Annotated in this window: 17 protein-coding genes and 2 pseudogenes; 11 read left to right on the plus strand and 8 right to left on the minus strand. The window is 60.9% G+C overall.

Going from position 1 to position 25400, the window contains the following annotated elements; genetic code table 11:
- The first annotated feature begins 142 nt into the window (after positions 1 to 142).
- The 6 genes from AC3WN7_RS09330 (at position 143) to AC3WN7_RS09355 (ending at position 9975) form a co-directional block, all read left to right on the plus strand.
- The gene (locus tag AC3WN7_RS09330; protein ID WP_102674153.1) at positions 143 to 1738 is read left to right on the plus strand and encodes an FAD-binding oxidoreductase; all 1596 of its coding nucleotides are present in this window, start codon (positions 143 to 145) and stop codon (positions 1736 to 1738) included.
- Positions 1739 to 1743: 5 nt separating this feature from the next.
- Positions 1744 to 3333 (plus strand): glycerol-3-phosphate dehydrogenase/oxidase, encoded by a 1590-nt coding sequence (locus AC3WN7_RS09335; protein WP_102674152.1) that lies wholly within the window; start codon positions 1744 to 1746, stop codon positions 3331 to 3333.
- A 20-nt stretch (positions 3334 to 3353) separates the two neighbouring features.
- On the plus strand, positions 3354 to 4922 hold the full coding sequence (locus AC3WN7_RS09340; RefSeq protein WP_102674151.1) for an FGGY-family carbohydrate kinase: 1569 nt from the start codon (positions 3354 to 3356) through the stop codon (positions 4920 to 4922).
- Between the two features lie 240 nt (positions 4923 to 5162).
- Positions 5163 to 6464, plus strand: coding sequence for a phospholipase C/P1 nuclease family protein (locus AC3WN7_RS09345; protein ID WP_102674150.1), 1302 nt, complete (start codon positions 5163 to 5165; stop codon positions 6462 to 6464).
- A 41-nt stretch (positions 6465 to 6505) separates the two neighbouring features.
- Positions 6506 to 8461: a DUF1302 domain-containing protein gene (locus AC3WN7_RS09350; RefSeq protein ID WP_173862077.1), complete on the plus strand. Its 1956-nt coding sequence runs from the start codon at positions 6506 to 6508 to the stop codon at positions 8459 to 8461.
- 140 nt (positions 8462 to 8601) lie between these two features.
- Positions 8602 to 9975 (plus strand): DUF1329 domain-containing protein, encoded by a 1374-nt coding sequence (locus AC3WN7_RS09355; protein WP_102674147.1) that lies wholly within the window; start codon positions 8602 to 8604, stop codon positions 9973 to 9975.
- A gap of 162 nt (positions 9976 to 10137) precedes the next feature.
- Here the strand turns inward: AC3WN7_RS09355 and AC3WN7_RS09360 are convergent, their stop codons facing one another.
- Positions 10138 to 11001 carry a methyl-accepting chemotaxis protein gene (locus AC3WN7_RS09360; protein WP_371317832.1) on the minus strand — a complete coding sequence of 288 codons (864 nt, stop codon included), beginning with the start codon at positions 10999 to 11001 and terminating at the stop codon, positions 10138 to 10140.
- Between the two features lie 42 nt (positions 11002 to 11043).
- A pseudogene (locus AC3WN7_RS09365) lies at positions 11044 to 12057 on the minus strand (methyl-accepting chemotaxis protein); the annotation flags it as partial.
- Between the two features lie 261 nt (positions 12058 to 12318).
- Between AC3WN7_RS09365 and pmrG the strand changes: the two are divergent.
- Both pmrG and AC3WN7_RS09375 read left to right on the plus strand, forming a co-directional pair.
- Positions 12319 to 12990 carry a lipopolysaccharide core heptose(II)-phosphate phosphatase PmrG gene (pmrG, locus tag AC3WN7_RS09370; RefSeq protein ID WP_102674145.1) on the plus strand — a complete coding sequence of 224 codons (672 nt, stop codon included), beginning with the start codon at positions 12319 to 12321 and terminating at the stop codon, positions 12988 to 12990.
- 31 nt (positions 12991 to 13021) lie between these two features.
- Positions 13022 to 13867 carry a phosphatase PAP2 family protein gene (locus AC3WN7_RS09375; protein ID WP_102674144.1) on the plus strand — a complete coding sequence of 282 codons (846 nt, stop codon included), beginning with the start codon at positions 13022 to 13024 and terminating at the stop codon, positions 13865 to 13867.
- A gap of 92 nt (positions 13868 to 13959) precedes the next feature.
- Here the strand turns inward: AC3WN7_RS09375 and AC3WN7_RS09380 are convergent.
- The 5 genes and pseudogenes from AC3WN7_RS09380 to AC3WN7_RS09400 all read right to left on the minus strand — a co-directional run.
- Positions 13960 to 14274, minus strand: a pseudogene (locus AC3WN7_RS09380) (DUF2252 family protein); the annotation flags it as partial.
- Positions 14244 to 14456 (minus strand): DUF2252 family protein, encoded by a 213-nt coding sequence (locus AC3WN7_RS09385; RefSeq protein ID WP_102674143.1) that lies wholly within the window; start codon positions 14454 to 14456, stop codon positions 14244 to 14246. The pseudogene AC3WN7_RS09380 and the gene AC3WN7_RS09385, both read right to left, overlap by 31 nt.
- 122 nt (positions 14457 to 14578) lie before the next feature.
- A complete protein-coding gene (locus tag AC3WN7_RS09390) occupies positions 14579 to 14941 on the minus strand; it encodes a DUF6124 family protein (RefSeq protein ID WP_102674142.1) in 363 nt (120 codons plus the stop codon).
- Positions 14942 to 15103: 162 nt separating this feature from the next.
- Positions 15104 to 15565, minus strand: coding sequence for a cysteine hydrolase family protein (locus tag AC3WN7_RS09395; RefSeq protein ID WP_102674141.1), 462 nt, complete (start codon positions 15563 to 15565; stop codon positions 15104 to 15106).
- A 195-nt stretch (positions 15566 to 15760) separates the two neighbouring features.
- A complete protein-coding gene (locus AC3WN7_RS09400; protein WP_102674140.1) occupies positions 15761 to 16984 on the minus strand; it encodes an OprD family porin in 1224 nt (407 codons plus the stop codon).
- A 229-nt stretch (positions 16985 to 17213) separates the two neighbouring features.
- On the opposite strand from AC3WN7_RS09400, the gene AC3WN7_RS09405 reads away from it, so the two are divergent.
- From AC3WN7_RS09405 to AC3WN7_RS09415, 3 genes are all read left to right on the plus strand, one after another.
- Positions 17214 to 18134: a LysR family transcriptional regulator gene (locus tag AC3WN7_RS09405; RefSeq protein WP_102674139.1), complete on the plus strand. Its 921-nt coding sequence runs from the start codon at positions 17214 to 17216 to the stop codon at positions 18132 to 18134.
- 106 nt (positions 18135 to 18240) lie between these two features.
- Complete coding sequence (locus AC3WN7_RS09410) at positions 18241 to 19683, plus strand: YfcC family protein (protein ID WP_102674138.1); 1443 nt, start codon at positions 18241 to 18243, stop codon at positions 19681 to 19683.
- 88 nt (positions 19684 to 19771) lie between these two features.
- Positions 19772 to 21619: a CocE/NonD family hydrolase gene (locus AC3WN7_RS09415; protein WP_102674168.1), complete on the plus strand. Its 1848-nt coding sequence runs from the start codon at positions 19772 to 19774 to the stop codon at positions 21617 to 21619.
- Between the two features lie 632 nt (positions 21620 to 22251).
- On the opposite strand, the gene AC3WN7_RS09420 is transcribed toward AC3WN7_RS09415, so the two are convergent.
- Entirely contained in the window at positions 22252 to 25383 is a 3132-nt protein-coding gene (locus AC3WN7_RS09420; RefSeq protein WP_102674136.1) for a type I restriction endonuclease subunit R, read from the minus strand.
- Positions 25384 to 25400: the final 17 nt, after the last annotated feature.

Genomic DNA, 25400 nt, shown 5'->3' on the forward strand with positions numbered 1-25400 from the left:
CTAAAGTAAATGGCTGACGCCTGCGCGACGTTTGACTCAATTGGCTACTCGAACTGGCCCGATGCGACCGTGACACTTTCCGGCGGCTGACTAGTATGGGGGCCTGAAATATCACTGATCAGAACCGCAAAAGGACACACGCATGCGACGCTGGAACGGCTGGGGAGATGCAACCACGGTGGTCGAACTGCCGGCCCAGGGCGCGAGTTTTCTCGCCCGGCGGGTAGGTGACGGTCGAGCGCTGCCCGACGCGACGCTTGAGACGGCATTGGCCCGCGTGCCCCCGTCGCGGTTGCAGCAACACTTCCTGTACAGCGTGGATGCCCATGATCGATTGCTGCATGCTCGCGGCCAGAGCCTGCCGGACTGGCTGGCGTTGCGTGAGGGCGCGCTGGGCAATTATCCCGACGCCGTGGCCTATCCCACGAGCGCTGAACAGATTCGCCGTTTACTGCAGCTCGCCCATGAACAGGACCTGTGCCTGATTCCCTATGGCGGCGGCACCTCGGTGGCCGGTCACATCAACCCGCCGAGTTCCGCGCGGCCGGTGGTGACGGTTTCCCTGGCCCGCATGAGTCGCCTGCTGGACCTCGACGAAGAGAGCCTGCTGGCCACCTTCGGCCCCGGCACCAGTGGCCCGCAGGTGGAAAGTCAGTTGCGTGCCCGTGGTTACACCCTGGGGCACTTCCCGCAGTCATGGGAGCTGTCGACCCTGGGCGGTTGGGTTGCCAGCCGCTCCAGTGGCCAGCAGTCATTGCGCTATGGGCGGATCGAGCAACTGTTCGCCGGCGGAACCCTGGAAACCTTTGCCGGACCTTTGGACATTCCCTCCTTTCCGGCCTCGGCGGCCGGACCCGATCTGCGCGAAGTGGTGTTGGGTTGTGAGGGCCGCTTCGGGATCATTTCCGAGGTGAAGGTACGGGTCAGCGCACTGCCCGCCGATGAACGTTTCTACGGTGTGTTCCTGCCCGATTGGCCCAAGGCGCTGCAAGCCATCCGCCAGTTGGCCCAGGCGCGCGTGCCGCTGTCGATGCTGCGCCTGTCCAACGCGGTGGAAACCGAAACCCAGCTGGCGCTGGCCGGTCACCCGCAGCAGATCGCCTGGCTGGAAAAGTACCTGGCCCTGCGCGGCGCCGGTGAGGGCAAATGCCTGCTGACGTTCGGTGTGACCGGCAACCGTCGGCAAAATGCGCTGTCCCTGCGTCAGGCCCGGCAGCACCTCAAGGCGTTCGGCGGGGTGTTTACCGGCACCTTGCTCGGCAAGAAGTGGGCGCAGAACCGCTTCCGTTTTCCCTACCTGCGCGAGAACCTGTGGAACGCCGGTTACGTGGTCGACACCCTGGAAACGGCCACCGACTGGAGCAACGTCGATAACCTGCTCACGCTGATCGAAACCAGCCTGCGTGACGCCCTGGCGGCGCAGGGCGAACGGGTCCATGTGTTCACCCACCTGTCCCACGTCTACGACGAAGGGTCGAGTATCTACACCACCTATGTGTTTCGCCCGGCGGCGGATTACCCCGCCACCCTGGCGCGCTGGCAGGCACTCAAGCAGGCGGCCAGCCAGACCATCGTCGACAACCACGGCACCATCAGTCACCAGCATGGCGTGGGCAAGGACCACGCGCCGTACCTGCTGCGCGAGAAGGGCGCGCTGGCGATGGACACCCTGCAGGCATTGAGTCGGCACTTCGATCCGGCCGGGCGACTGAACCCTGGCACGCTGTTGCAGGAGTGACGGCCATGAGCCTGGACTGGAACGCGACGTGGCGTCAGCAGGTGCTGCCGACGCTGGCGGCTGAAACCTGGGACCTGATCGTCATCGGCGGTGGCATCAGTGGCGCCGGCATCCTGCGTGAAGCCGCGCGCCGAGGGTGGCGTTGCCTGCTGCTGGAACAGCGCGATTTCGCCTGGGGCACCTCCAGCCGCTCTTCGAAAATGGTCCATGGCGGCTTGCGTTACATCGCCAAGGGCCAGTGGCGCCTGACCCGCGATTCGGTGCGTGAACGCCAGAGGCTGCTGGACGAAGCGCCGGGGCTGGTCGAGCCGATGAGTTTCATGATGCCGCATTACCGTGGCGGTTTTCCCGGACCGCGGGTGCTGGGTGGATTGCTGTCCATCTATGACGCGTTGGCCGGGCGGCGCAGCCATCGCTTTCATGACGCGCAGCAACTGCGGTATCTGGCCCCCGGGGTGAAGGACCATGACCTGCTGGGCGGCACCTGTTTTGTCGATGCGCTGACCGATGATGCCCGCCTGGTGATGCGTGTCTTGGGTGAGGCCCGGGCCGACGGCGCCGTGGTGCTCAACGGCGTGCGCGTGCAGCAATTGCTGCGTGAGGAGGGACGTGTTTGCGGGGTTCAGGTCGAAGACTGCGAGGGGGGCGGACTACTGACATTGCGTTGTGGGGTGTTGGCCGTGGCCACCGGCGCGTGGGCCGAGCGTTTGCGCCTGCCCGATGCGCCTCGCCAGTTGCGCCCGTTGCGTGGCAGTCATCTGTTGTTCCCGGGCTGGCGTTTGCCTGTGGCGCAAGCCTTCACCTTCCTGCACGAGCGTGACCGTCGACCGGTGTTCGTTTTCCCCTGGGAGGGTGCCACGGTGGTCGGCACCACGGACCTCGATCATCGCGAGGATCTGGATCAAAGCGCGAGTATCAGCGCTGAGGAACTCGACTATCTGCTGGCGGCTTGTACTCAACAATTTCCCGGCGCTGAAGTGGTCGCAGCCGATGTGCTGTCGACCTGGTCGGGCGTGCGCCCGGTGATGGGCAGCGTGGCGGGTGAACTCCAGCCGTCGAATGAAACCCGTGAGCATGTGCTGTGGCAGGAACCGGGTTGTGTGACCCTGGCCGGCGGCAAGCTGACCACCTTTCGCCCGCAGGCGATCGAAGTGCTCAAGGCCTGCGCGAGCATGCTCGAGCGGCCCTTCAATGATGACGCTGCGCCGGTTTTCGCCGTCGTGCCGCTGCTGGCGATACCGGGGCTCAGCGCCAGCCAGTGGCGGCGCCTGGCCGGGCGGCATGGTCGTGACCTGCCGAGGCTGGCGCAACTGATCGCCCGATTGGGCCATGAAAGGGTAGGCAGCACGGACACCTTGTGGGCGGAACTGGCCGTCGCCTGCGAGGCGGAAATGGTTCTGCATCTCGATGACCTGCTGTTGCGCCGCACCCGTCTGGGCTTGCTGCTACCGCGCGGCGGCGAGGATTATTTCACTGCCATTCGCCAACTCTGCCAGCCGCGACTGGGCTGGGACGATGAGCGTTGGCAGCAGGAGATACAGCGATATCGGGCGTTGTGGCAACGCCATCACGGATTGCCGGATGCCACGCATTGATGCCCATTGAAGAGAGCTCCATGGATAACCACCCGAACAAGCGTTACCTGTTGGCCATCGACAATGGCACCCAGAGCGTGCGCGCACTGCTCTTCGACCTGCAAGGCAATCTGCTGGGCAAAGGCAAGGTCGAGTTGCAGGCCTATTACTCGGCACAACCGGGGTGGGCCGAGCAGGACCCGGAATATTACTGGGACAAGTTAGGTGAAGCCTGCCAGCAGGTGTGGCAGCAAACCGGGATCGATCGCTCGCAGATTGCCGGCGTGTCCCTGACCACCCAACGCGGCACGGTGATCAATGTCGATGCCCAGGGCAAACCTTTGCGCCCGGCCATTCTGTGGCTCGATCAGCGTCAGAGCGAAGTCGAAGGCGGTATCAAGGGACCGTGGGGCTGGTTGTTCAAACTGGTCGGCGCGCAAGCCACGGTGGACTACTTCCGCGCCCAGGCCGAGGCCAACTGGATCGCCCGCCACCAGCCTGAAGTGTGGGCGGCGACCGACAAGTTCCTGCTGCTCTCGGGGTTTCTCACCCATCGTCTTTGTGGGCGCTTTGTCGATTCCGTGGGCTGTTGCGTCGGTTACTTGCCCTTCGACTTCAAACGCCTGAAATGGGCCGTACCCACCGACTGGAAATGGCAGGCGCTGGCGGTGCGTCCCGAGCAACTGCCGAGCCTGCACAAGCCCGGTGAAACCCTGGGCTACATCAGCGCCGAGGCCAGCCGCCACACCGGCATTCCCGAGGGGCTGCCGCTGATTGCCGCAGGTGCCGACAAGGCCTGCGAAGTCGTGGGTTCCGGCGTCGTCGACGCCGGCACCGTGTGCCTGTCCTACGGCACCACGGCGACGATCACCAGCACCCGCTCGCGCTACCTGGAAATCGTCCCGTTGATTCCGCCTTACCCGTCGGCGGTGCCGGATCAATTCAACTGCGAGGTGATGATCTATCGTGGTTACTGGATGGTCAGCTGGTTCAAGAACGAGTTCGGCCTGCGGGAAATGCAGCAGGCCAAAGCCCAGGGGGTGGAGCCCGAGCAGCTCTTCGATGCGCTGGTCGAGGCCGTGCCACCTGGCTCCATGGGGTTGATGCTGCAACCTTACTGGTCGCCCGGCATCCGCGAGCCGGGTGTGGAAGCCAAGGGCGCGATGATCGGCTTCGGCGACGTGCATACCCGCGCGCACATTTACCGGGCCATCCTCGAAGGCCTGGCGTATGCCTTGCGCCAGGGCATGGAGAAGATCGAGAAACGTTCGGGGGGCTCCATCACGCGCTTGCGCGTCGCCGGTGGTGGTTCCCAGAGTGATGCCGCGATGCAACTCACGGCGAACATTTTCGGCCTGCCGGCCGAGCGTCCGCATGTCTACGAAGCGTCCGGCCTGGGCGCGGCCATTTGCTGCGCGGTGGGGCTGGGACTGTACGCGGACTTCCCCACGGCGATGGCCGCCATGACGCGGGTCGGTGCGGTCTTCCTGCCGCAACCCGAAGCGCAACAGGTCTATGAGCGACTGTACAAAGAGGTCTACCTGCGCATGTATCGACAGCTCAAGCCGTTGTACCAGAGCATCCGCAAAATCACCGGTTACCCCGCCTGAAAAAACACCGTAGATCTCCCTGTGGGAGCGGGCTTGCTCGCGAAGGCGGAATGTCAGTCGCCATTGATGTCACTGACACATCGCCTTCGCGAGCAAGCCCGCTCCCACAATGAACTGTGGTGTTTCTTCTATCTTGCATGTGGCGCTATCGGAGAACTTTTCTGGTGAGATTGGACAGTGTCAGGGGCAGGGTCGGTTGTTAGGCTCAACCCTCACTGCACATCCAATAAGAACCAGGCAATGAAGCTGACATTCCTCCTGTTGCTGCTTTGTGGAACGGCGCCGATGGCGTGGGGCTGGTCCAACCATACGGTGGGCAGCTACCTGGCGTTGCAGGACCTGCCGGCCTTGCGCGACGCACCGCAGGTCGACGTCGAGCCTTTGGAGCAGTTTCTCTGGCAACAATACGAGGCTGTGAGCGCGTTGCTCGACGAGCAGGAGCGCTTCGCCCGGGAGCACTTCGCCCAGTACCCGCCGCGCCCCGACAACCTGCGAATGCCAGCCGTGCCTGGGGACAATCTGCGCCACGACTTCCTCACCGCACTGCGCATCAATCCCGGGATTCATCTGGCGATGGTCATCCAGCCGATGCCGGGCAAGGATCAACCCGAGCGTGAGCACCTCAAGGCCGAGCAGGTCATGGTCGAGCAGACCCTGTCACCGTGGAATCGCCAGCGCTTCATCGTTGTAGCGGACCACGAACAAGTCGCGCCCCTGGCCGTGTTGGCCAGCGCTGCCGATGAGCCGGACTACGGCCACGACATCAACCTGTTCAGCGACAACCCCGGCGACGTCGGCGCGCTGTACGGCTTCGGCCCGCAGCCCTTCGGTGACGCGCGGTTTCAGTACAGCTCCCAGGCGCCGTTCCACATGGGGTTCTTCCATGAGAGCCCGGTGGTGTACGCCGCTGCCGGATTTCTCCAACGCAGTTGGCCCGACTGGCGCGCCTATCAATACATGGGATTGGCGCGGCTGGCCTTTGCCACCGGCCATCCATATTGGGGTTATCGCTTTCTCGGCTGGGGCCTGCACCACATTCAGGACCTGACCCAGCCTTATCACGCCAAGCCATTGCCCGGTGTCGATCTCGCCAGTCTGCTTCTGCTGGAAGGCAAGGCACTGGCCGGTTTCGCGGCCGACAAGCAGGCATCCATCGAGCGCGTTGCGACCCGGCACATGGAAGTGGAGAAGTATCAGTCGAGCTGGTTGCGTCGTTTGCTGCGCACGGGCCAGCCCCATCCGATGCTCGACGCCTATGCCGATTCTGCCCAGGACGCGGGTTACCCGCCGTACTCGGTGGACTACCTGCGCGAAGTGGTGAGTGCCGAGTCCGTCGACGCGTCCGCAGCGTTCGATGACGCCATCGGCCAATGGCTGGACAGAGCACCGATCACCGGCGATTTCAGCCGCGGTAATCAACTGCAGCGCGAAGACTTCGACCATCCGGCACTTAATCGGCAGCTGTTCAAACTGCTGGGACATTTCGGCGCACACAGCCGGATTTATGCCGGTGCGGGATTGGCGCCCCAAGCCTCGCAGTAACGCACACAACAACAATAAATCCAGGGAAAGAGGAACAGATCATGAGCACTCGATTTCGCCTGTCTGGCGCGGCGCTTCCCGGTGTGGGCCTGGCAGGGCTGCTGCAACTGTGCGCGGTCGACGGCGTGCAGGCCGAGGAGTTCAGCGTGCTGGACAACCAGGTCACCGGTTCATTTGACAGTACCTTGTCTTATGGCCGCTTGTGGCGGGTCCAGGGCCGGGACAAGAACAACGACGACGTCAACACCAACGACGGCAATCGCAACTTCGACACCGGGCTGGTTTCCGAGGTGTACAAGATCACCTCGGAGCTCGAGGCCAACTATCAAAACTACGGGATGTTCGTGCGCGGTACCGCGTTCTATGACACCCAACTGATGGACAAGCGCAACGATTACTACGACAACAACAACCCGTCGCAACCCAGTCAGAGTTACCCGCAGGACGACCATTTCACCAGCCAGACCCGCGATATCGCCGGTAGCCGGGCGGAGTTGCTCGACGCCTACCTCTATGGCAATTGGGACGTGGCGCAGATGCCGGTCACCGCACGTATCGGGCGCCAGGTGTTCAACTGGGGCGAGGGGATTTTCTACCGTGGCGGGATCAACACCACCAACCCGGTGGATGCGGCCAAGTACCGTTTGCCCGGGGCCGAAGTCAAGGAAGTGCTGGTCCCGGTAGAGGCACTGAGCTTCAACATCGGCCTGACCGACAGCCTGACCATGGAAAGCTTTTACCAGACCAACTGGAAGGAAACCCGCATCGACCCGGTCGGCACGTTCTACTCGCAGACGGACCTGTTCGCCGACGGCGGCAACACCGCCTACAACAACTTCAGCGGCACCGCGCTGGACACCCCGGTGCCAGGCTTCGGCAACGTGATCGATCTGTACAGCGCACTGGGCAACAATCCGCTGCTCAACCAGGCCCTGAGCACCACCGGCCTGTATGCCAACGGGGTTACCCCGACCTTTGGCAACACCGTCAAGGTGGCCACGGTCGGCAAGGATTTCAACGCGCGCAACGACGGCCAGTTCGGTTTCGCCTTTCGCTACATCGCAGAAGAACTCAACAGCACCGAGTTCGGGTTGTACATGGTCAACTACCACGCCAAGGAGCCGACCATTTCCGCCGATCTGGGCGGGTACCAGGGCATCGACATGAATGCCCTGACCAACCTGTTGGCCGGTGTCGCCGGCAGCCAGGCGGGGCAGTTGGCCAATGGCCTGGCGACCGTGGATGTGCTGGGCAATATTCAGGCGCACCGGCGCTACGCCGAAGACATCCGCATGTATGGCTTCAGTTTCAACACCACCCTGGGCCAGGCGTCGGTGTTCGGTGAAGTGGCGTATCGGCCGAACCTGCCCATCGGGATCGCCGCCACCAACGACCTGATCGGCGACCTGGCCAACGGCGCTGCCGCAGCGGCAGGCGGCCAGACCATCAACATCGGCGGGCAGCAGGTCACGCTCGACAGCCAGATCAATAACGCCGAGCGGGTGGAGGCGTTCAACACGTCCCTGGGCACCATTTACAACTTTGGCCCCAGCCTGTCGTTCGACTCGATGTTCGGCGTATTCGAGCTGGCCTCCGAGCACCTGCGCGGCAGCAGCCTGCAATACACCGCTTATGACGGCAGCAACCGTTACTACGCGGGCACCGGTAACTTTTCCTATGTGTCCGGTGGCGAGCGCGGCGACCAGGTCAACCGCAACGCCTACAGCTACACGGCGATGCTCAACGGCACCTGGAACGACGTGTATGCCGGGGTCAACGTCTCGCCCTATGTCGTCTACAAGGATGACTTCGAGGGCAACAGCTATCAGGCGGGCAACGTCATTGAGGGCCGCAAAGCCTACACCCTGGGGATCAAGGCCAACTACCAGAACAGGCTGGAGGCCGAGCTGCAATACACCGAGTTCTATGGCGGCGGGCAGGACAACGGCCTGCGTGACCGCGACAACATCGGCTTCAACCTCAAGTACTTCCTTTGATTGTTGCGCACACCCCCCTTGTGGGAGCGGGCTTGCTCGCGAATGCGGTGTATCAGGCGACACCTGTGCGGGATGTGCCGCCCTCTTCGCGAGCAAGCCCGCTCCCACATTGGATCTTTTGTGTATTTCGGAGAACGTCCATGTTTAACCTTCCACAACTGACCAAGACCACGCTGGCGCTGTTCCTGAGCCTGGCCGCCGGCAGCGCGCTGGCCGCGGTCACGCCCCAGCTGGCCGAACAACTGAAAACCACCCTGACCCCATTGGGCGCCGAGCGTGTCGGCAACGCCGCCGGGACCATTCCGGCCTGGACCGGCGGCATCACCCAGGCGCCGGCGGGCTACAAACCAGGCCAGCATCACCCGGACCCGTATGCGGCGGACAAGCCGCTGTTCACCATCACCAAGGCCAACCTTGAACAGTACAAGGCCCACCTCAGCCCGGGTCAGGTCGCCCTGTTCAACAGCTACCCCGACACCTTCCAGATGCCGGTCTATCCCTCACGCCGCTCTGGCTCGGCGCCGCAGTGGCTGTATGACAACACCTTGAAGAATGCCACTGCGACCAAGCTGCTCGATGGCGGCACCGGTTTTGCCGATGCCTATGGCGGTGTGCCGTTCCCGGTGCCCAAGGACGGGGTCGAGGTACTGTGGAACCACATCACCCGTTATCGCGGTATCTATGTGGTCCGTCGCGCCTCCGAAGCGCCGGTGCAACGCAACGGCAGCTTCGCGCTGGTGACCTCGCAGCAGGAGGGACTCTTCAACTATTACCGCCCGGGTGGGCAATTCGTCGACCTGAAAAACATCCTGTTCTACTACCTGGCGTTCGTGAAGAGCCCGGCCCGCCTGGCGGGTGGTGCGGCCCTGGTTCACGAGACCCTGGACCAGCTCAAGGACCCGCGTCAGGCCTGGGTCTACGATGCGGGCCAGCGCCGTGTGCGCCGGGCGCCGAACCTCGCCTATGACACCCCGATCGCCTCATCCGACGGCCTGCGCACGGCGGACGATACCGACCTGTTCAACGGCTCGCCGGACCGCTACGACTGGAAGCTCAAGGGCAAGCAAGAGGTCTACATTCCCTACAACAACTACAAAGTCGGCAGCCCCGAGGTGAAGTACGCGCAGCTGCTCACACCGGGCCACCTCAACCCGCAATACACCCGTTATGAGCTGCACCGGGTCTGGGTGGTCGAAGGCACGCTCAAGCCGGGCGCGCGGCATATCTATTCCAAGCGCGTGCTGTTTCTGGACGAGGACAGTTGGGGGGCCGCATTGGTGGATCAGTATGACGGGCGAGGGGAGTTGTGGCGGGTGTCGATGGCCTACCTGAAAAACTTCTACGACCTGCCCACCACCTGGAGCGCGCTGGACGTATTCCATGACTTGCAAGCACGTCGTTACTACGTGCAGAACCTGGATAACGAAGAGCAGGGCACTGTGGACTTCACCCAACCGGTGCCGGAAGACGCGTACTTCATGCCGTCGGCGTTGCGCCAGCGTGGGACGCGGTGAGCCGCGTAGCACACACTTTCAGATACGGTCTGTGAGATAGCCATCGCGGGCAAGCCACGCTCCCACAGGGTTTTGAGTCGTTCACAGATTCTGTGTTCGACTCTTTACCTGTGGGAGCGGGCTTGCCCGCGAATGGGTCTTCCAATCACCGCAGGTATACGGTCAAACGCGGAAGTGGCTCACCATCTGCTGCAATTGACCACCCAACCGCGCCAGTTCAACGCTGGATTTGGCCGTCTCATCGCTCGCCGCAGCCGTCTGCTCCGACACATCGCGCACGTTGATGATGCTGCGGCTGATCTCCTCGGCCACGGCGCTTTGCTGTTCGGCCGCCGCGGCGATCTGCTGGTTCATCGACTGGATGTTGGACACCGTGCGGGTGATGCTCTCCAGTGACTCGCCGGCCTTGCGGGTCAGGGCCACGCTGCTGTCGGTGAGGACGCGGCTGTTGTTCATCACGGCAGACACTTGTTGTGTGCCGTTCTGCAGGCCGGCCACCAGGCCTTCGATTTCCTCGGTGGATTTCTGCGTGCGCTGGGCCAGGCCGCGGACCTCGTCGGCCACCACGGCGAAACCACGACCGGCTTCACCGGCGCGGGCTGCTTCGATGGCGGCGTTGAGCGCCAGCAGGTTGGTCTGTTCGGCCACGGCCTTGATCACGTCCATGACGCTGCCGATCTTGTCGCTTTCCTGTTGCAGCACGCTCATGGCCTCGGTGGAACGTACCACTTCGCTGGCCAGACGCTCGATCTGGGCGATGGCTTCGTTGACCACCTTGTCGCCTTCACGAGCTTCGCCGTCCGCCGCCGCAGCGGCTTGCGAAGCTTCTTCGGCGTTGCGCGCGACTTCCTGCACGGTGGCGGTCATCTCGTGCATGGCGGTCGCGACCTGATCGGTCTCGACTTTCTGGCTGTTGACCCCGGCACTGGTCTGTTCGGTCACGGCCGAGAGCTCTTCGGCGGCGCTGGCGATTTGGGTCACGCCGTCGCGGATGCCGCTGATCAAGTCGCGCAAGGTCACGCCCATGCGCGCGATGCCTTGCTGCAACACGCCGAGTTCGTCACGACGGGTGACCAGCACGTTCTGGGACAGGTCACCGCTGGCGATGCGGTCGACCACCGCCAGGGTTTCGCGCAATGGACCGGTGATCTGGCGCGTGATGACCACGGCAGCAATGATGCCCACCAACAATGCCAGCAGCGTGCTGATCAGTTGCAGCGTGCGCGCCCGGGCGCTTTCGGCGTCACGGCGGTCGAGCTGGATCTGATACAGCTGATCGCTCTGGGACACGATGGCGGCGCCCTGGTCGGTCATTTCCTTGCGCGCCTGCACCGCGTCATTGCTGGCGGCCTTGTAGGCCTGCAAGGCACTGCGATAGTTGCCCAGCGCGGTTTCCAGCTGACGCAGGGCGTCTTGCTGGGTGTCGGCGAAATGCGCGTTCAGCGGTTTCAGGCTGGCGATGGCGGCGTCCAGCTGGCTGACCGCTTTTTGCTCGGTTTCGGTATTGGTGGTGGCGGTGTAACCACGTACTTCGTAACGCGCCAGCAGGAACGCTTCCTTGGCCGATGTAATGGCCTGGAACTGTTCGAAGCGCTGGTCGCTCAGGGGCATTTGCTGCACGCGGGTGTTGATCTCATTGATCAGCTTTTGGGCGGTTTCGGCGTTGACGCTCATGGCGTCGCGGGCGCTGTTGCCGGCGCGATAAGCGTTGCGCATTTTGCCCAGGGACGTCCTGTAGGCGTCGATCACGGTGCCTTGCTCACGGAGCAGCTTGAGGTTTTCCGGGCTCTTGAACTTCGCCAGAAGGGCCTGTTGCTGGGCCGAGAAAGCGTCGAGGGTGGTCTGCACGCCCTGCGCGGCGGTTTCGTCGCCGTTGGTCAGCATGTATTGCAGGCGAACCACGCGCAGCTTGGTCAGGCCGGCGTTGAGCTGGGTGATGTCGCTCATCCAGTTGCTGCGGTCGATCAACCCGCCCAGGCTGGTCCAGCCGGTCAGGGCGAGGACGCAGGTCAGTGCCAGCACAAGGCCAAACCCAAGGCCCAGTTTCAGGTTCACGCTGATGTTGCCGAACCAGCTATTCATCCAATTCCTCCAGGAACGTAGTGCTTCTATTTCGTCGGCTGGCTGGAAGATTGTTTTTTTTGGGGGGCCGCCAAGCTGTGTAAGCAGGATGTATCGGCAGCAATGGCGGGAGCTGAAAGGATTTTTCCAAACGGATTCTGTAACAAGATCTTTACAGCGCTTTTAAGCTTTTTTTCACACGGGTTTCACCCGCCGCCGACGCACGCTTCTTTAACCTCCGGGGATCTAATGAGGTGGTGCGTGCCGGCGAGGCGGCTTGATGTGGAATTAAGACTGAGTCTTTTCGGCGTAAAACGCTCGATAGATCTGAAGCGCTTCGCCCGTTATCGCAACGCTGCGGTGGTGTTGGCCTCGGCGCTGCTGGTGATCCCGTTGACGGTGTTTTTACTGCGACCGGCCACCGTTCCGGACCTGGCTCATGGCAATGTGCGCGGTGCACAGGCGTTGATGAAGGGGTGGGCCAAGGGCGATCTGATCGTGCTGGTGCGCCACGTCGAACGCTGCGATCACTCTTCGGCTGCCTGCCTGATCGGCAACGATGGCATTACCGAGCGTTCGCGCAGTGTTGCCACAAAAGTCGGGGCGCATTTCCGCAACCTGGGCCTGGACAAGACCGACATCTACCACAGCCCGATCCTGCGTACGGCGCAGACCGCTGGCTTCATGTTCAACAAGGTCGGCGCGGGCGAAGACTGGTTGATCAGTTGCAAGGGCACCATGCTGCGCGACGCGTTGGCGCACAAGGTGGCCGGGCGTAACCTGATTCTGGTGACCCACAGCGAATGCATGGCGCAACTGGAAAAAGACCTCGATTTGACGACTTCAACCCTGGGTTACGGGGCGTCTCTGTTTATCTCCGCCGAAACCCCGAACAGTCCGCGCATGCTTGGTTTTATCGAAGCATCGGATTGGCCCACGGTGACACCCCGTTGAACTTCAGCCTCCCTTTGAATCAGGATTGAGCATGCAGACCGCCTCCCGCTACCGCTTTTATTGGGTGAACTTTGGTATTCCGCTAGCCTGCGCGGTCGTGGTGTTCCTGACGTTCGACATGACCCGCATCGACATCGCCTTCAACAACTATTTTTTTGACCCGGTGACGCAGACGTACCCGCTGGACCAGGTTCACCTGTTCGAAAAAATCACCCATAAATGGGCGCGGATCATCCCGAACTGGACCGGCGAAATTGCGATTATCGGTGCCTTGCTGTCGTTTCTCTGGCCGCGCCTGAAGGCTGAAAAACACTCGAAAATCATCACCTTCCTGGAAAAAATCAAAGTCGCACCGGTGCTGCGCTTTGCCAACCGCCATCGACGCGACTTTCTCTACGTGGTGTTCGCGTTTTCCATCAGCACCGGGGTCATTCACTACCTCAAGGGCCACACCAGCGTGTATTGCCCGATCGAGACGACACTGTACGGCGGCAAAATGCAGCACGTTGAGTGGTATGAAAATTTCGACCTGCTGAAAGTTGCCGGTGACGGCCGCTGCTGGCCGGGTGGACATGCCTCGGGCGGTTTCACCATGCTGGCGTTGTACTTCGTGGCTCGCCGCTATCGCTGGCGCTATGCCAAGGCGATCATGTACGGCTCGCTGACCCTCGGTTTCATCTACGGCACAACGCGGGTGCTGCAAGGCTGGCACTACATGTCCCACACCTTCTGGGCCGGGATCTTCGTGTGGCTGGCGTGTTTGCTGACGGCGCTGGCGTTTTACGGGCGAGCGCGGCTGGAACTACCGGTGCTCTGCGAAGCGAATTCGCAGGCAAAAAAAAGCCCGCGGGAGGGCGGGCAAACCGTAGTTTCTTGAATGAGCGAGTGAAATGTACAGGCTGGCGCGAGAGGGTGGGGTGAAGAAAAATTCATCTCGAACAAAGCCCCGCACCAGAGCCTGCGACACCGCTACGGCAAATGATCGGCGGCAAAGTCGGCTTCCGACCGCGCACGTAAACGGCCCTTGCGGCAGGCTTGCTGGAATCGCTCGAAATCGCGTTCGTTCTGCTCGGTATAGCCCTGGGCGTATTTGTAAAGCGCATCGGCCAATGCCTCGCTCTTGCCGATGTAGCCGCTGATCACCGCCGCGTGCCCGGAAGACTTGGCATGGGCGCGAGCCAGGGCTCGGCCGCAAAGCCGGCCATAGGCCGCGAAGGCATCGCCATCGAAGGTCTCGAGTTCGGCGGAGATTTTCATATCGCGCAATTGCCGCGATTGAAGGTGAACGGCGACACCAGCATGCGCCCGTAACGCAGCTCCACCAGCGATTTGACGCGCCCCTCACTCGACGCCTTGATCAGCGGTATCGGGTCGCGATCGACATTGCCCAAGGCTGCTTGCGAACTGCGCGAGCACTTCTTGCGCGCATCCTTGCCTTGCTTCAAACGGTCGGTGAGGGTGGTCATGGGGGCCTATTCGACGGGTGATGTAGGGCGTTTGCGAATGAAGTGCAGAAGGGCTTTATGGGTTCATCCGAAGTGTTTTCCTGGCGACTGACCTGTCTGGCATCGGCATGTATCGATCCATCTCAAGCCTCTGCTTCGTCGAGTGGCGCGATGTTGTCCAGTGCCCGGTTCACCAGCAATTGCGCCAGCACAGCCAGTTGCTGGATTGCCAGGGCGATGTTGCGACGCGAACTCTCAAGATCACAGGCAAGGTCGGTGCTCATGACGTTGAGCGAGGCGAGGGTTTCGCTGGCGTGGGTGAGCAGGGACGGTGTGTCGATGTCGGGGCGGATGGTGAAGACGTGGCTGACGGGGTCGAGGTGATTGGGGTTGCGCAGGCGGGCGCTGATGGCGGGTTCGGTGGTGTTGGAGAGGTTGGATACGTCGGGTGTTTCGGTTGTTGTATCAGGTGAAGAGTCTTGCAGGGTGGGGCTGTGTCTTTTCATGATGGAGATCCTGGTTTGTTTATAGGAGCTGCCCCGTTTTTCAGCCTGTCAAAGCCGGTCGCTGATGTGCAGCGACCCAAGAAGGCTATCGTCGAGAAGCAGCGTCCGCCAGTTCATGAAAGGCGATGCGTTTTGCGGGAAATGTCCTAGGACGCGGTGAAGTCACAGGTCGCTCGATTTCACCGTGTGCTTGAAATGATGCTCCCAAAGCCTGACCCCCAACCCGCCCGTCCGGTCCAGCGACGACCCCACCGTCAAATCCGTAATCAAGGTCGGCTGCAAGCCCGCATCAAACAGCGCAAACCCCGCCGCCAGGCAGCAGGTTTCGGTCTGCAGGCCGCACACCAGCACGCGCTCGACGTTCAGGCTTTTCAGGTAGTCGATGGTTTGCGGCGTGGGGGCGTAGCCGTGCTTGATGAAAATGCGGTCGGCGGGAATCAGGCTGTCATCGTCCGGCGCGGGGTGCCAGCCTAGCTGTTTTTCGAAGGGGGTTATGGACTCGTCGTGACGCTCGACCGTGGCGACACTGGGCAGGGTGCCGATGAGTGCCTGGATACCGTCGACCAGCCACTGCGGCGGGGCGAAGCTGGGTTGTACGTCGATGATCAGGAGGGCTTGGCGCATGGGCTTCTCCGGGAGAGAGGGTGGTGACGCGGGGACCTGCGGTTGGAAAACATCGGGGCGGTTTCGCTGGCCTCTTCGCGGGCAAGCCCGCTCCCACAGGGTGCGGTGTCAGGCATGAATTATCAAACCCCAGATGCAATAAGGCCCGCACTGGGCGGGCCTTGTCAGCTTTGATTGGTGGGCCGGGTCAATGGGTTACCACAATGCGATGTCATAAGTCAGGTACAGGCGATAGTTATCTCGATCGCTGGCGTAGGTAGAACGATAAGTGGCTTTTCGCACTTCGATGCCTATGCCTTGGAACGCGCTGCTCTGTATGACATACCGCAGATTGGTGTCGGATTCCCACTCTCGGGTTTCGTGTCCTTTGTACTCCCCGTTCTCGCCCTTGTAGTAACGGGTCATCAGGCTCAGGCCAGGCACAAACGCAGCAAAGTCATAGTCGTAGCGCAGCATCCAGGTCTGCTCACCGGCCTGGATGAACTTTCCGACGCCGGCATTGGAGAACGAATAGACCGTCGACACGCTGGTGTAGGGCAATGCCGTATCGCCGCTGACCTTCTGATAACCCAGACCAAGTGCATGGCCGCCGAGGCGATAGGTGAAAAGACCGCTGAACATATCGGCATCCACCGCACCATTGCGTGCCTCACCGGCATCGCCACTGATGAAGTAGCGCAAATCGCTGGTCAGGCTGCCACTGCCCATCGGTAGTTTGTGCACCAGACCGAAAAACTGCTGCCGGTAGAACTCGCGCATCTCCCCGTAATACCAGGTGCCGCTGAGGGTTGGCGTGAACTTGTAGGTGGCACCGGCAAAATCAAAGTCAGTGCCTTTGCTGCCGGTGTAGCCCTGTGGATAGATATCGACGCTGTCGGTGGAGTTGCGCTGCTTGAACTTGTCCAGATGACCGCTGTGCAAGTACAGATCGCGGATGCCGCTGTACTCGATTTGCGTACCGCGAAAGGTTTGCGGCAACAGGCGCCCATCGTTGTAGACCAGCACCGGAATCCTCGGCATCAGGTTACCGGTCTTGATCACGGCCTCGCCGATACGCATTTTTGCAGTGATACCCAGGCTGGAAAAACCATCCGCTGCATGGCCATCGTCGTGCACCGGCAGCAAACCGGTGCCCGCATGCGTCGGGCTGGAATCGAGCTTCAGGCCGGCCAGGCCCAGCGCATCCAGACCGAACCCCACCGTACCCTCGGTGTAGCCCGATTGCAGGTTGAGCAAGAAACCCTGCGCCCACTCTTTGCGGTCCTCGCCACCGTCGCGATAGCCATCGTTGAAGTAGTAATTGCGCAAGGTCAGTTTGCCTTGGGAATCTTCGAAAAATCCTTGGGCCATCAGCGCTGGCGACAGACCCGCCAGCAATCCTGCGGACACAATGCCGCCTCTCGTGAACAGTCCACGCATGGTGTTTTCCTCAGCCCCGCATTATCGGTTTTATGGGCAGTCGCAAAGGTCCCGGAATCGGGATGGGTCTCGATGTTGTTGGTCTGCGAAGCTGGACTCAGCGGTGCATTGCGGCGGACACTAACGGCTCGACAGCGCGTCCACAACGTTATGCGAGAAGCGCATCAGGCTATGCGAAAGCTGGTTTTTCGCGGGCGGGCACCGTTGCAAAACCAGGGGAATCGGCATCGTGAATCTCAAGCAACTCGAGGCTTTCAAAGCCATCATGGCCACCGGTTCGACCATCGGCGCCGCCACTCGCATGGGGCTATCCCAATCGGCCGTAAGCCGCTTGCTGACACAGTTGGAAGAAGCATTGGGCTTCGCCTTGTTCCTGCGTAAAAAGGGCCGTTTGATGGCCACGCCGGAAGCCGAAGAGCTGCTCGCCGAGGTCACGGGGCTGGTGGATGGAATGCAGCGCATTCAACGCATGGCCGATGAGCTGCGCATCGGTCGCTCGCACAAGAGCCTGCTCAAGGTGGGCGTGCCGACCAGCATGACCCAGGAGCTGCTGCCGAAAATCGTTGCCGAATTTCTCAAGAGTCACGAGGACATCGTCGTCGAGTTGCTCACCGGCTCGTACGACACCATCGAGCGCGCCGTGCTCGACCGGTCTGCCGATCTCGGCTTCGTGCGTTTGCCTACGGAACTGTCCGACTTCGACATTGAACCGGTACTGGAAACCGAAGGTGTCTGCGTCATGCCCGCGGATCATCCGTTGACCCGCCATGCAGTGATCGACGTGCAGCATCTGCGCAATGTGCCGCTGGTATTGCTGGGCCGGCAACGGGCCTTGCGCGCCGAGCTCAATCAGGTGTTTCGCGCCGTCAACCTGACACCGCAAGTGCGCATCGAAGTGCATTCGGTCGGCGCCGCCTGCAGCTTTGTCGCCGAGGGCCTGGGGGTGTCGATCGTCAATGGATTGCTGGCCAGTCACTTCACTCATTTGCCGGTTGTCACCCGACCTTTTCGCCCGGCACTGCGCTACGAATTCGGTCTGGCATTCCGTCGGGACGAGCAGCGCCCACCGATGGTGAGTGCCTTTGCCGCCCATCTCAAACAGCGTCTGAACGAGTCGATGAAGACCGTCCACGCATCACAAAACGCATAGCCCGACCCGCTCCACGCATAACGTTGTAGCCCCTTGGCGTTTGCCCTAGTGTCTGCCCCATCGAAACATTGACACTCAGAATAAAAACACCAAAGGGTTCACCGCCATGTCCCAGATCGACCTCGCACAACCGGGCGCTGCCGAAAGTCAGACGCAACCCGTCAAGCCGACTGTACGCAAAACCATCAACCCGGCCATCATCCTGCTGAGCATCGTGTTGCTCGCGGTCGGGTTCACGTATGCGGTCAACTCCGGCAGCTTCCAGCGCCAGAACGGGCTGGTGGTACCGGGCTCTTATCAAGTCCTGGAAAAGAGTCATTCCCTCACTCATCTGTTGGCTGTCGAACCACGCGCAGCCAAGGATGCGGAGGCCCGCCCGGTGTCGCTGATCGAAGGGTTCATGGCGATCCCGCAGGGCATCGAAAAACGCGCCGGACTGATTTTCATGGTGCTGTTCATCGGCGGCATGTTCGGCGTGCTGAACAAGGCCGGGGTGATCGACGCCGGGCTAGAACGCTTGCTCGGCATGACGCGCGGCAACATCTACGTGCTGGTGCCGATGCTGATGCTGGTGTTCTCCGCCGGCAGCACCTTCATGGGGTTGGCCAAGGAATTCATCCTGATCGTGCCGCTGATGGTCGCGATGGCCAATCGACTGGGGCTGTCGAACCTGATCGGTCTGGCCATCGTCTGTATTTCAGTGAAGATCGGTTATCTGGCATCGATCACCAATCCGGTCGCACTGTCCGTGGCGCAACCGATGGTCGGGCTGCCGATTTTCAGCGGCATGAGCATGCGCATTGCCGCTTTTGCATTGTTCCTCGCCGTTGGCATTGTCTTCGTGCTGTGGAGCATTCGTCGCCACGGCTATGACGCCAGCGCGGTCATTACCTTCGAAAGCCAACCGCTGCCGTTGCGCCATCTGCTCAACCTGCTGGTGCTGGCCTTCGGCGTGGGCTTTATGGTGTTTGCGTCAAACCGCTGGGGCTGGAAGTACCACGAACTGTCGGCGTTCTATCTGCTGCTGAGCGTGATCTTTGCAGCCATCCACGGCATGGGCGCCAGCACCGCCGCCAGTGCTTTTGTCGACGGCATGAAAAAAGTCCTGATCGCCGGTGTGTTGATCGGTCTGGCGACTGCGGTGGAAATCATCCTCAGCACCGGTCAGGTGCTCGACACCATCGTCAACGGCCTGGCCAGCGTGGTCAGCGATCATGGCCCAGTGGTTTCGGCCTACGCGATGTTCTTCTCGCAACTGGGCCTGGATGTGCTGATCCCGTCCACCTCCGGTCAGGCGGCCGTGACCATGCCGATCTTCGGCCCGCTCGGCCAACTCTCCGGAGTCAGCCCGCAAACCACGGTGTATGCGTTTTTGCTCGGCAATGGCCTGACCAACATGATCACCCCGACCTCCAGCGGTCTGCTGGTGCTGCTCGCCACCGCACAAGTCGGCTGGGGTCAGTGGGCGCGCTACATCTTGCCGTTGTTCCTGATCTATACCGTGCTGGCGATGGTGTTGCTGGCGGTCGCAGTGACCACCGGTTACTGAGTTCCAAGGCGTCCACCCGCAAGGGGACGGGCGCCGGTTTCCACAAGGTTCTGATATGACTTCGCTGAACGAACAGGCATTGCCCGCCATGCGCTTGCTGCGTGACCAGATGATCCGTCTGCGTGACGGCATCCACCTCGCGACCGATATTTACCTGCCAACCGATAGCGCAGGCCCGTGGCCGGTGGTGATAGAGCGCACGCCCTACAACAAGAGCAGCCCCTCGCGCTCGGAAAAACAACTCGACGCCCAGCACATCTCCCGCAGGGCCATGGCCGAGCGTTTTACCGCTCAAGGTTTCGTGGCGATCTTTCAGGATTGTCGCGGGCGCTACGCCTCCGAAGGCGTATTCACCAAATACACCTCGGAAGGCGAAGACGGTTTTGACACCCTCGCCTGGATCGTCGAGCAACCCTGGTGCAACGGGCGAATCGGCAGCATGGGTTTGTCCTACGCGGCCCATACGCAATTGGCGATGGCCTGCCTGCATCCACCGGGACTGCAAAGCATGGTACTCGACTCCGGCGGCTTTGCGAACGCGTTCCAGTGCGGCATTCGCCAAGGGGGCGCATTCGAATTGAAACAGGCGACATGGGCCTGGCGGCAGGCCAAGGAAAGTCCCGCTGCGATCGCCAACCCGAAGATCCGCGAAGCCCTCGAGCAAGAAGACATTCACCAGTGGTTCGCCCGCATGCCGTGGCAGGCCGGACACTCGCCGATTCGCCATGTGCCGGAGTACGAAGCCTATCTACTGGAACAATGGGCGCAGGGTACTTTCAGCGATTACTGGCGCAAGCCCGGCATCTATGCCGAAGGACACTACGACAACCTGCCGGATATTCCGGTGCTGTTCATGTCCAGTTGGTACGACGCTTATGTCAGCTCGACGCTGGCCAACTACCGTGCCTTCAGCCGCAATAACCGCAGCGCCCAGCACTTGATCATGGGACCGTGGCTGCACGGCGATCGCAACATCAGTCATAGCGGCGATGTCGAGTTCGGTGTGGCGGCCAACTTCGATGGCAACGTCGCGCGCACCTGGCTGGATTGTCGACTGGACTGGTTTGCACGCTCGCTCAAGGATCAGACCGGCGAGGCTGCGGCCACGGCGCCGGTCCAGGTATTTCTGATGGGCGGGGGCGATGGTTCGAAAGATCAGCACGGCCGACTGCAACATGGCGGACGCTGGTTGAAAAGCTCGCAGTGGCCGCTTCCGGGCAGCCGTTCCCTGAGCCTGTACCTGAACGATCAGCGCCAATTGACCACGGATCAGCCTTCAGTGCGCGAGTCGAGCCTGAGCTATCACGCCGATCCCGATCATCCGGTGCCAACCATCGGCGGTGCACTGACCTCAGGTGCTCCGGTATTCGTCGGTGGTGCGTTCGATCAACGTGAGCGAGCGGATTTTTTCGGTACCCAGGGTAATGACCAGCCATTGTCCGAACGTGCCGATGTGCTGAGTTTCCAGACCCTGCCATTGACCGAAGACATGATTGTCGCTGGCCCGCTAAGCATTGAACTGTGGGTGGAAAGCGACGGCCTCGATACCGACTTCACCGCCAAACTGGTGGACGTTTATCCGGATGGTTATGCGATGAATATCACCGACGGAATCGTGCGATGCCGTTACCGCGACTCGTGGGAGAAGCCGCGGCTACTGACTCCGGGGCAACGGGTAAAAGTCGTGATCGAGCCGTTTGCCACCTGCAACCTGTTCAAACGCGGGCACCGCGTGCGCCTGGACATTGCCAGCAGCAATTTCCCGCACTTCGACATCAATCCCAACAGTGGTGAGGCCGAGGGGCAGGCTTTGTACAAGCGCATCGCGACCAACACGGTTCATATGTGCGCAGACTTCGCCTCACGCCTGGTGCTGACTACTCTTGAACCCGAAGTGCTGGTGAATCTGGATCGTCAGGCCGCCGAGTCGGATTGATGCAGGGCAGCCGGTGTTGCTGTTTATCAACCGGGACCGAGAAAAAAGGCTCTTCACACATTGCCGGGAAATTGTAGGAGCAGCCGGTCGACGCTCGATTGCTGGCGATGGACTCAAGTGCGCCGCGTTTGTCCAGTTCACACGCGTTATCGTTAACGACCATCGCTGGCAAGCCAGCTCCAAGGGGCCGCGTCCGAGTCGAAAATGAAGTGAACTCCAAACTAGTGAAGGCCCCCCAATAAAGCATCGGATGGCTGGAACACCGTTTGGAATACTCAAACGGCTGGACCGCAAAAAAACTCTGTGCGGCCCAATAGCACTAAAACGCTTGTCTTCACTGGATTTCAGGCACAAAAAAAGACGTCCTTGGACGTCTTTTTTCGTTGAAGTGGTGGGCCGGGGTAATTTGAAACAAGTCGGTATCTATCTGTTTTTTCTAGCTAATAATTTATTGGTCAACTTGCTTGGAATACCAGTTGGAGCGCTGCGTGGCCTGGATTCCGATGGACGGTGCCTTTTGAGCTCAAAGTTATATTCCCTATTCGTCCAGCTTCCGAAGAACCCCGGCCTACCAAAAGGTCTGCCGGGTTTTGCTTTTAGATGGCTCCTTTACTCAGCCATTAGTGCATCCGTTACCTCGAAACGCTCCATCCCGAAGACAACGCCTCGGCCTGCTGCAGCACCGTTTGCACTGCCATGTCTTGGAGGTCTGGCGGGTAGCCGTACTTGCGCAGAATGCGCTTTACCAACACTCGCATTCTTGCGCGGGCTGAATCCCGATGCGCCCAGTCAACCGAGACGTTCTCGCGTAAGCTCATCAGCAATTCGTGGGCGATCAGCTTGAGCTTGTCGTCACCCATCATCTGCACCGCGCTTTCATTCTCGGCCAGCGCGTCGTAGAAGGCGATCTCTTCATCTGACAGACCGGACTCTTCACCACGCTGGCGTGCCGCGCGGATGTCCTTGGCTAGTTCGATTAGCTCCTGCAGCACTTCGGCGGTGGTGATGGCATTGGCGTGGTAGCGGGCCACCGCGTCCTCTAACCGCTCCGAAAACGCCTTGGTCTGCACCACATTCGTCTTGCTGCGCGAGCGAATACCGTCGTTGATCAACTTGCGCAAGGCTTCCAGTGCAAGGTTCTTCCTCTCCATCTGCTGCACTTCCGCGAGGAACTCGTCCGAGAGGATGGAGATGTCCGGGCTCTTGATGCCCGCGGCGGCCAAGATGTCCACTATCTCGGTTGAAACCACCGCGCGGCTGACGATTTGCTGGATGGCCAATTCGCGTTCTTGTTGAGTCACTCCGGAGCCCGTGCTGCTCTTGACTAGCGCGGCACGGATGGCCTGAAAGAAGCCGACGTCCTCGCGAATGTCGCGGGCTTGGTCGGAGGCGGATGCCAGGGCGAATGCCTTGGACAAAGCCAGCACAGCGTCCTGATAGCGGCGGTGAGCGTTCTTCTTGCCTTCTTTAGTTTCCTCTTTTTCAGCCAGCTTTTGTTGCAGGTCGAGAATCCACTCGATGGCCCCTGCCATCATCGCCAGACGCTGCTGCGGCGTGCCGTTCATTGCGGAGACGTAATCGTAGCCGTGGTACATGTCCCGCACGATTTCGTACTTCTCCATCATCACTGCAGTGGCCTGTGCTTCGTCGACGCCAGTGTTTTCCTGGTCGTTCTTAGAGTACTGCTGTAGAGCAGACTTCAGGTTTTGCGCAATGCCAATGTAGTCCACGATCAGCCCTGCAGGCTTATCACGGAACACGCGATTCACTCGTGCAATCGCCTGCATCAGTCCGTGCCCCTGCATCGGCTTGTCCACGTACATCGTATGCATGCAAGGTGCATCAAACCCGGTTAGCCACATATCGCGAACGATCACCAGCTTGAGCGGGTCTTTGGGATCGCGGGCACGCTTGGCCAGCAGATCGCGTCGGGCCTTTTGGCCGATGTGCTGCTGCCATTCTTGCGGATCGCTCGCTGCGCCCGTCATCACGATCTTGACTGCGCCCGCGTTGTCATCAGTGCTGTGCCAGTCCGGCCGCAGCTTGACGATCTCATCGTAGAGCTTGACGCAAATGCGGCGGCTCATACACACCACCATCGCTTTGCCGTCGAGGGCTGCCACCCGATCCTCAAAGTGGGCGACCATATCTTGGGCCACCAGAGCCAGACGCTTGTCGCTGCCGACCAGGGCTTCGACCGTTGACCACTTCTTCTTGAAGCGCTCCTGATCGGCCTCTGAGTCTTCCTCGGTTAATTCGATAACCTCAGTGTCGATCTTTGGCTTTTCTTCCTCGTCGAGTTCGATGCGCGCCAGCCGCGACTCGTAGTAGATCGGTACGGTCGCGCCGTCCTCGACAGCACGGCTGATGTCGTAGACATCGATGTAGTGGCCGAACACCGCCGGCGTGTTGACGTCGTCAGCCTCGATGGGCGTGCCGGTAAAGCCAATGAAGGACGCGTTCGGCAGTGCGTCGCGCATATATTTTGCAAAACCGTAGGAAATTTCACCGGTCTTCGCGTCCACCTTGGCATTGAAGCCGTATTGACTGCGGTGTGCCTCATCCGCGATGACGACTACATTGCGGCGAGTGGTGAGCGGCTCCGCGATTTCGCCAAATTTCTGCAATGTCGTGAAAATCACGCCGCCCGAGGCCCGGCTCAGCGTTTTTTTCAAATCTTCGCGGCTACTGGCCTGTACCGGTGTCTGTCGGATTAGGTCGTGGCACATCGAGAAGGTCGAGAAAAGCTGATCGTCGAGGTCGTTCCGGTCGGTCAGAACCACCAGCGTCGGGTTGGCCATAGCCGGGTGCTTGACAAGTTGTCCTGCGTAGAACGCCATCAGCAGACTTTTGCCAGACCCCTGGGTGTGCCAGATGACGCCGATTCGTTGATTCCCCCCCGGCGAGGACGCACTCACCGTGCAGTTTACCGCGTGTCGCACTGCGTGGAACTGGTGGTAGCCCGCGATGATCTTGGCCAGTCCCGAACCGGTTTCGCCGAAGACCGTGAAGTGACAGATCAGATCGAGCAGGCGACGACGTTCGAAAATGCCCTCGATCAGAGTGGAGAGTTCCGGCGCGCCTTTCTGGGCAACGTTCGTGCCGTCGGTGGTGCGCCAGGGCATGAATCGCTCAAGGTCTGCCGATAGCGACCCCACGCGCGCTGCGATACCGTCCGACGTTACCAGCAGTGCATTAGTGTTGAACAGCGTCGAAATCTGCTGCTTGTAGGTCTGTAACTGGTTGAAGGCACCCAGCAGATGCGCTCCGGCACTTCCGGGTGCCTTCAGCTCAATTACCCCTAGAGGCAAACCGTTCACGAACACCACCACATCGGGCCGCCGCTTGCTCTGGCCGTTGATCACTACGAACTGGCTGACTGCCAACCAGTCGTTCTGCTCTGGGTGCTCGAAGTCGATGAGCGCGACCTTGCCTGCGGTCAGCGTGCCATCGTCGGCGTAGTACTCAACGTCCACACCTTCGGTCATCAGCTTATGGATGCGACGGTTTTCTTCGAGCAGCGATGGCAGCTCGAACTGCATCACGCGCCGCACGGCAACCTGACGCGCCTCCAGTGGCAAACTAGGGTTCAAGCGTGCAACAGTGTCCTCAACCCGCTTCTTGAGTATGACCTCATCGTGACTCTCGCGCTCGGGGCGGTGTCCATCTGGGCCGATATCCTCCTCGCGTTCGATGATGTAGCCGAGAGTGCGCAGCTGATCCAGCAGCGCTTGCTCCACCGCGGCCTCAGATAGAAACGCCACTATTGACCTCCTGCTAA

The sequence above is a fragment of the Pseudomonas sp. FW305-70 genome, assembly GCF_058783925.1.

Bases quoted from the DNA above. Each gene is read 5' to 3' on its own strand.
- AC3WN7_RS09345 (WP_102674150.1), top strand. From the start codon at position 5,163: ATGAAGCTGACATTCCTCCTGTTGCTGCTTTGTGGAACGGCGCCGATG.
- AC3WN7_RS09335 (WP_102674152.1), top strand. From the start codon at position 1,744: ATGAGCCTGGACTGGAACGCGACGTGGCGTCAGCAGGTGCTGCCGACG.
- AC3WN7_RS09350 (WP_173862077.1), top strand. From the start codon at position 6,506: ATGAGCACTCGATTTCGCCTGTCTGGCGCGGCGCTTCCCGGTGTGGGC.
- AC3WN7_RS09375 (WP_102674144.1), top strand. From the start codon at position 13,022: ATGCAGACCGCCTCCCGCTACCGCTTTTATTGGGTGAACTTTGGTATT.
- AC3WN7_RS09360 (WP_371317832.1), bottom strand. From the start codon at position 11,001: ATGGGCGTGACCTTGCGCGACTTGATCAGCGGCATCCGCGACGGCGTG.
- AC3WN7_RS09340 (WP_102674151.1), top strand. From the start codon at position 3,354: ATGGATAACCACCCGAACAAGCGTTACCTGTTGGCCATCGACAATGGC.
- AC3WN7_RS09330 (WP_102674153.1), top strand. From the start codon at position 143: ATGCGACGCTGGAACGGCTGGGGAGATGCAACCACGGTGGTCGAACTG.
- AC3WN7_RS09400 (WP_102674140.1), bottom strand. From the start codon at position 16,984: ATGCGTGGACTGTTCACGAGAGGCGGCATTGTGTCCGCAGGATTGCTG.
- AC3WN7_RS09415 (WP_102674168.1), top strand. From the start codon at position 19,772: ATGCGCTTGCTGCGTGACCAGATGATCCGTCTGCGTGACGGCATCCAC.
- AC3WN7_RS09355 (WP_102674147.1), top strand. From the start codon at position 8,602: ATGTTTAACCTTCCACAACTGACCAAGACCACGCTGGCGCTGTTCCTG.
- AC3WN7_RS09385 (WP_102674143.1), bottom strand. From the start codon at position 14,456: ATGACCACCCTCACCGACCGTTTGAAGCAAGGCAAGGATGCGCGCAAG.
- AC3WN7_RS09410 (WP_102674138.1), top strand. From the start codon at position 18,241: ATGTCCCAGATCGACCTCGCACAACCGGGCGCTGCCGAAAGTCAGACG.
- AC3WN7_RS09390 (WP_102674142.1), bottom strand. From the start codon at position 14,941: ATGAAAAGACACAGCCCCACCCTGCAAGACTCTTCACCTGATACAACA.
- AC3WN7_RS09395 (WP_102674141.1), bottom strand. From the start codon at position 15,565: ATGCGCCAAGCCCTCCTGATCATCGACGTACAACCCAGCTTCGCCCCG.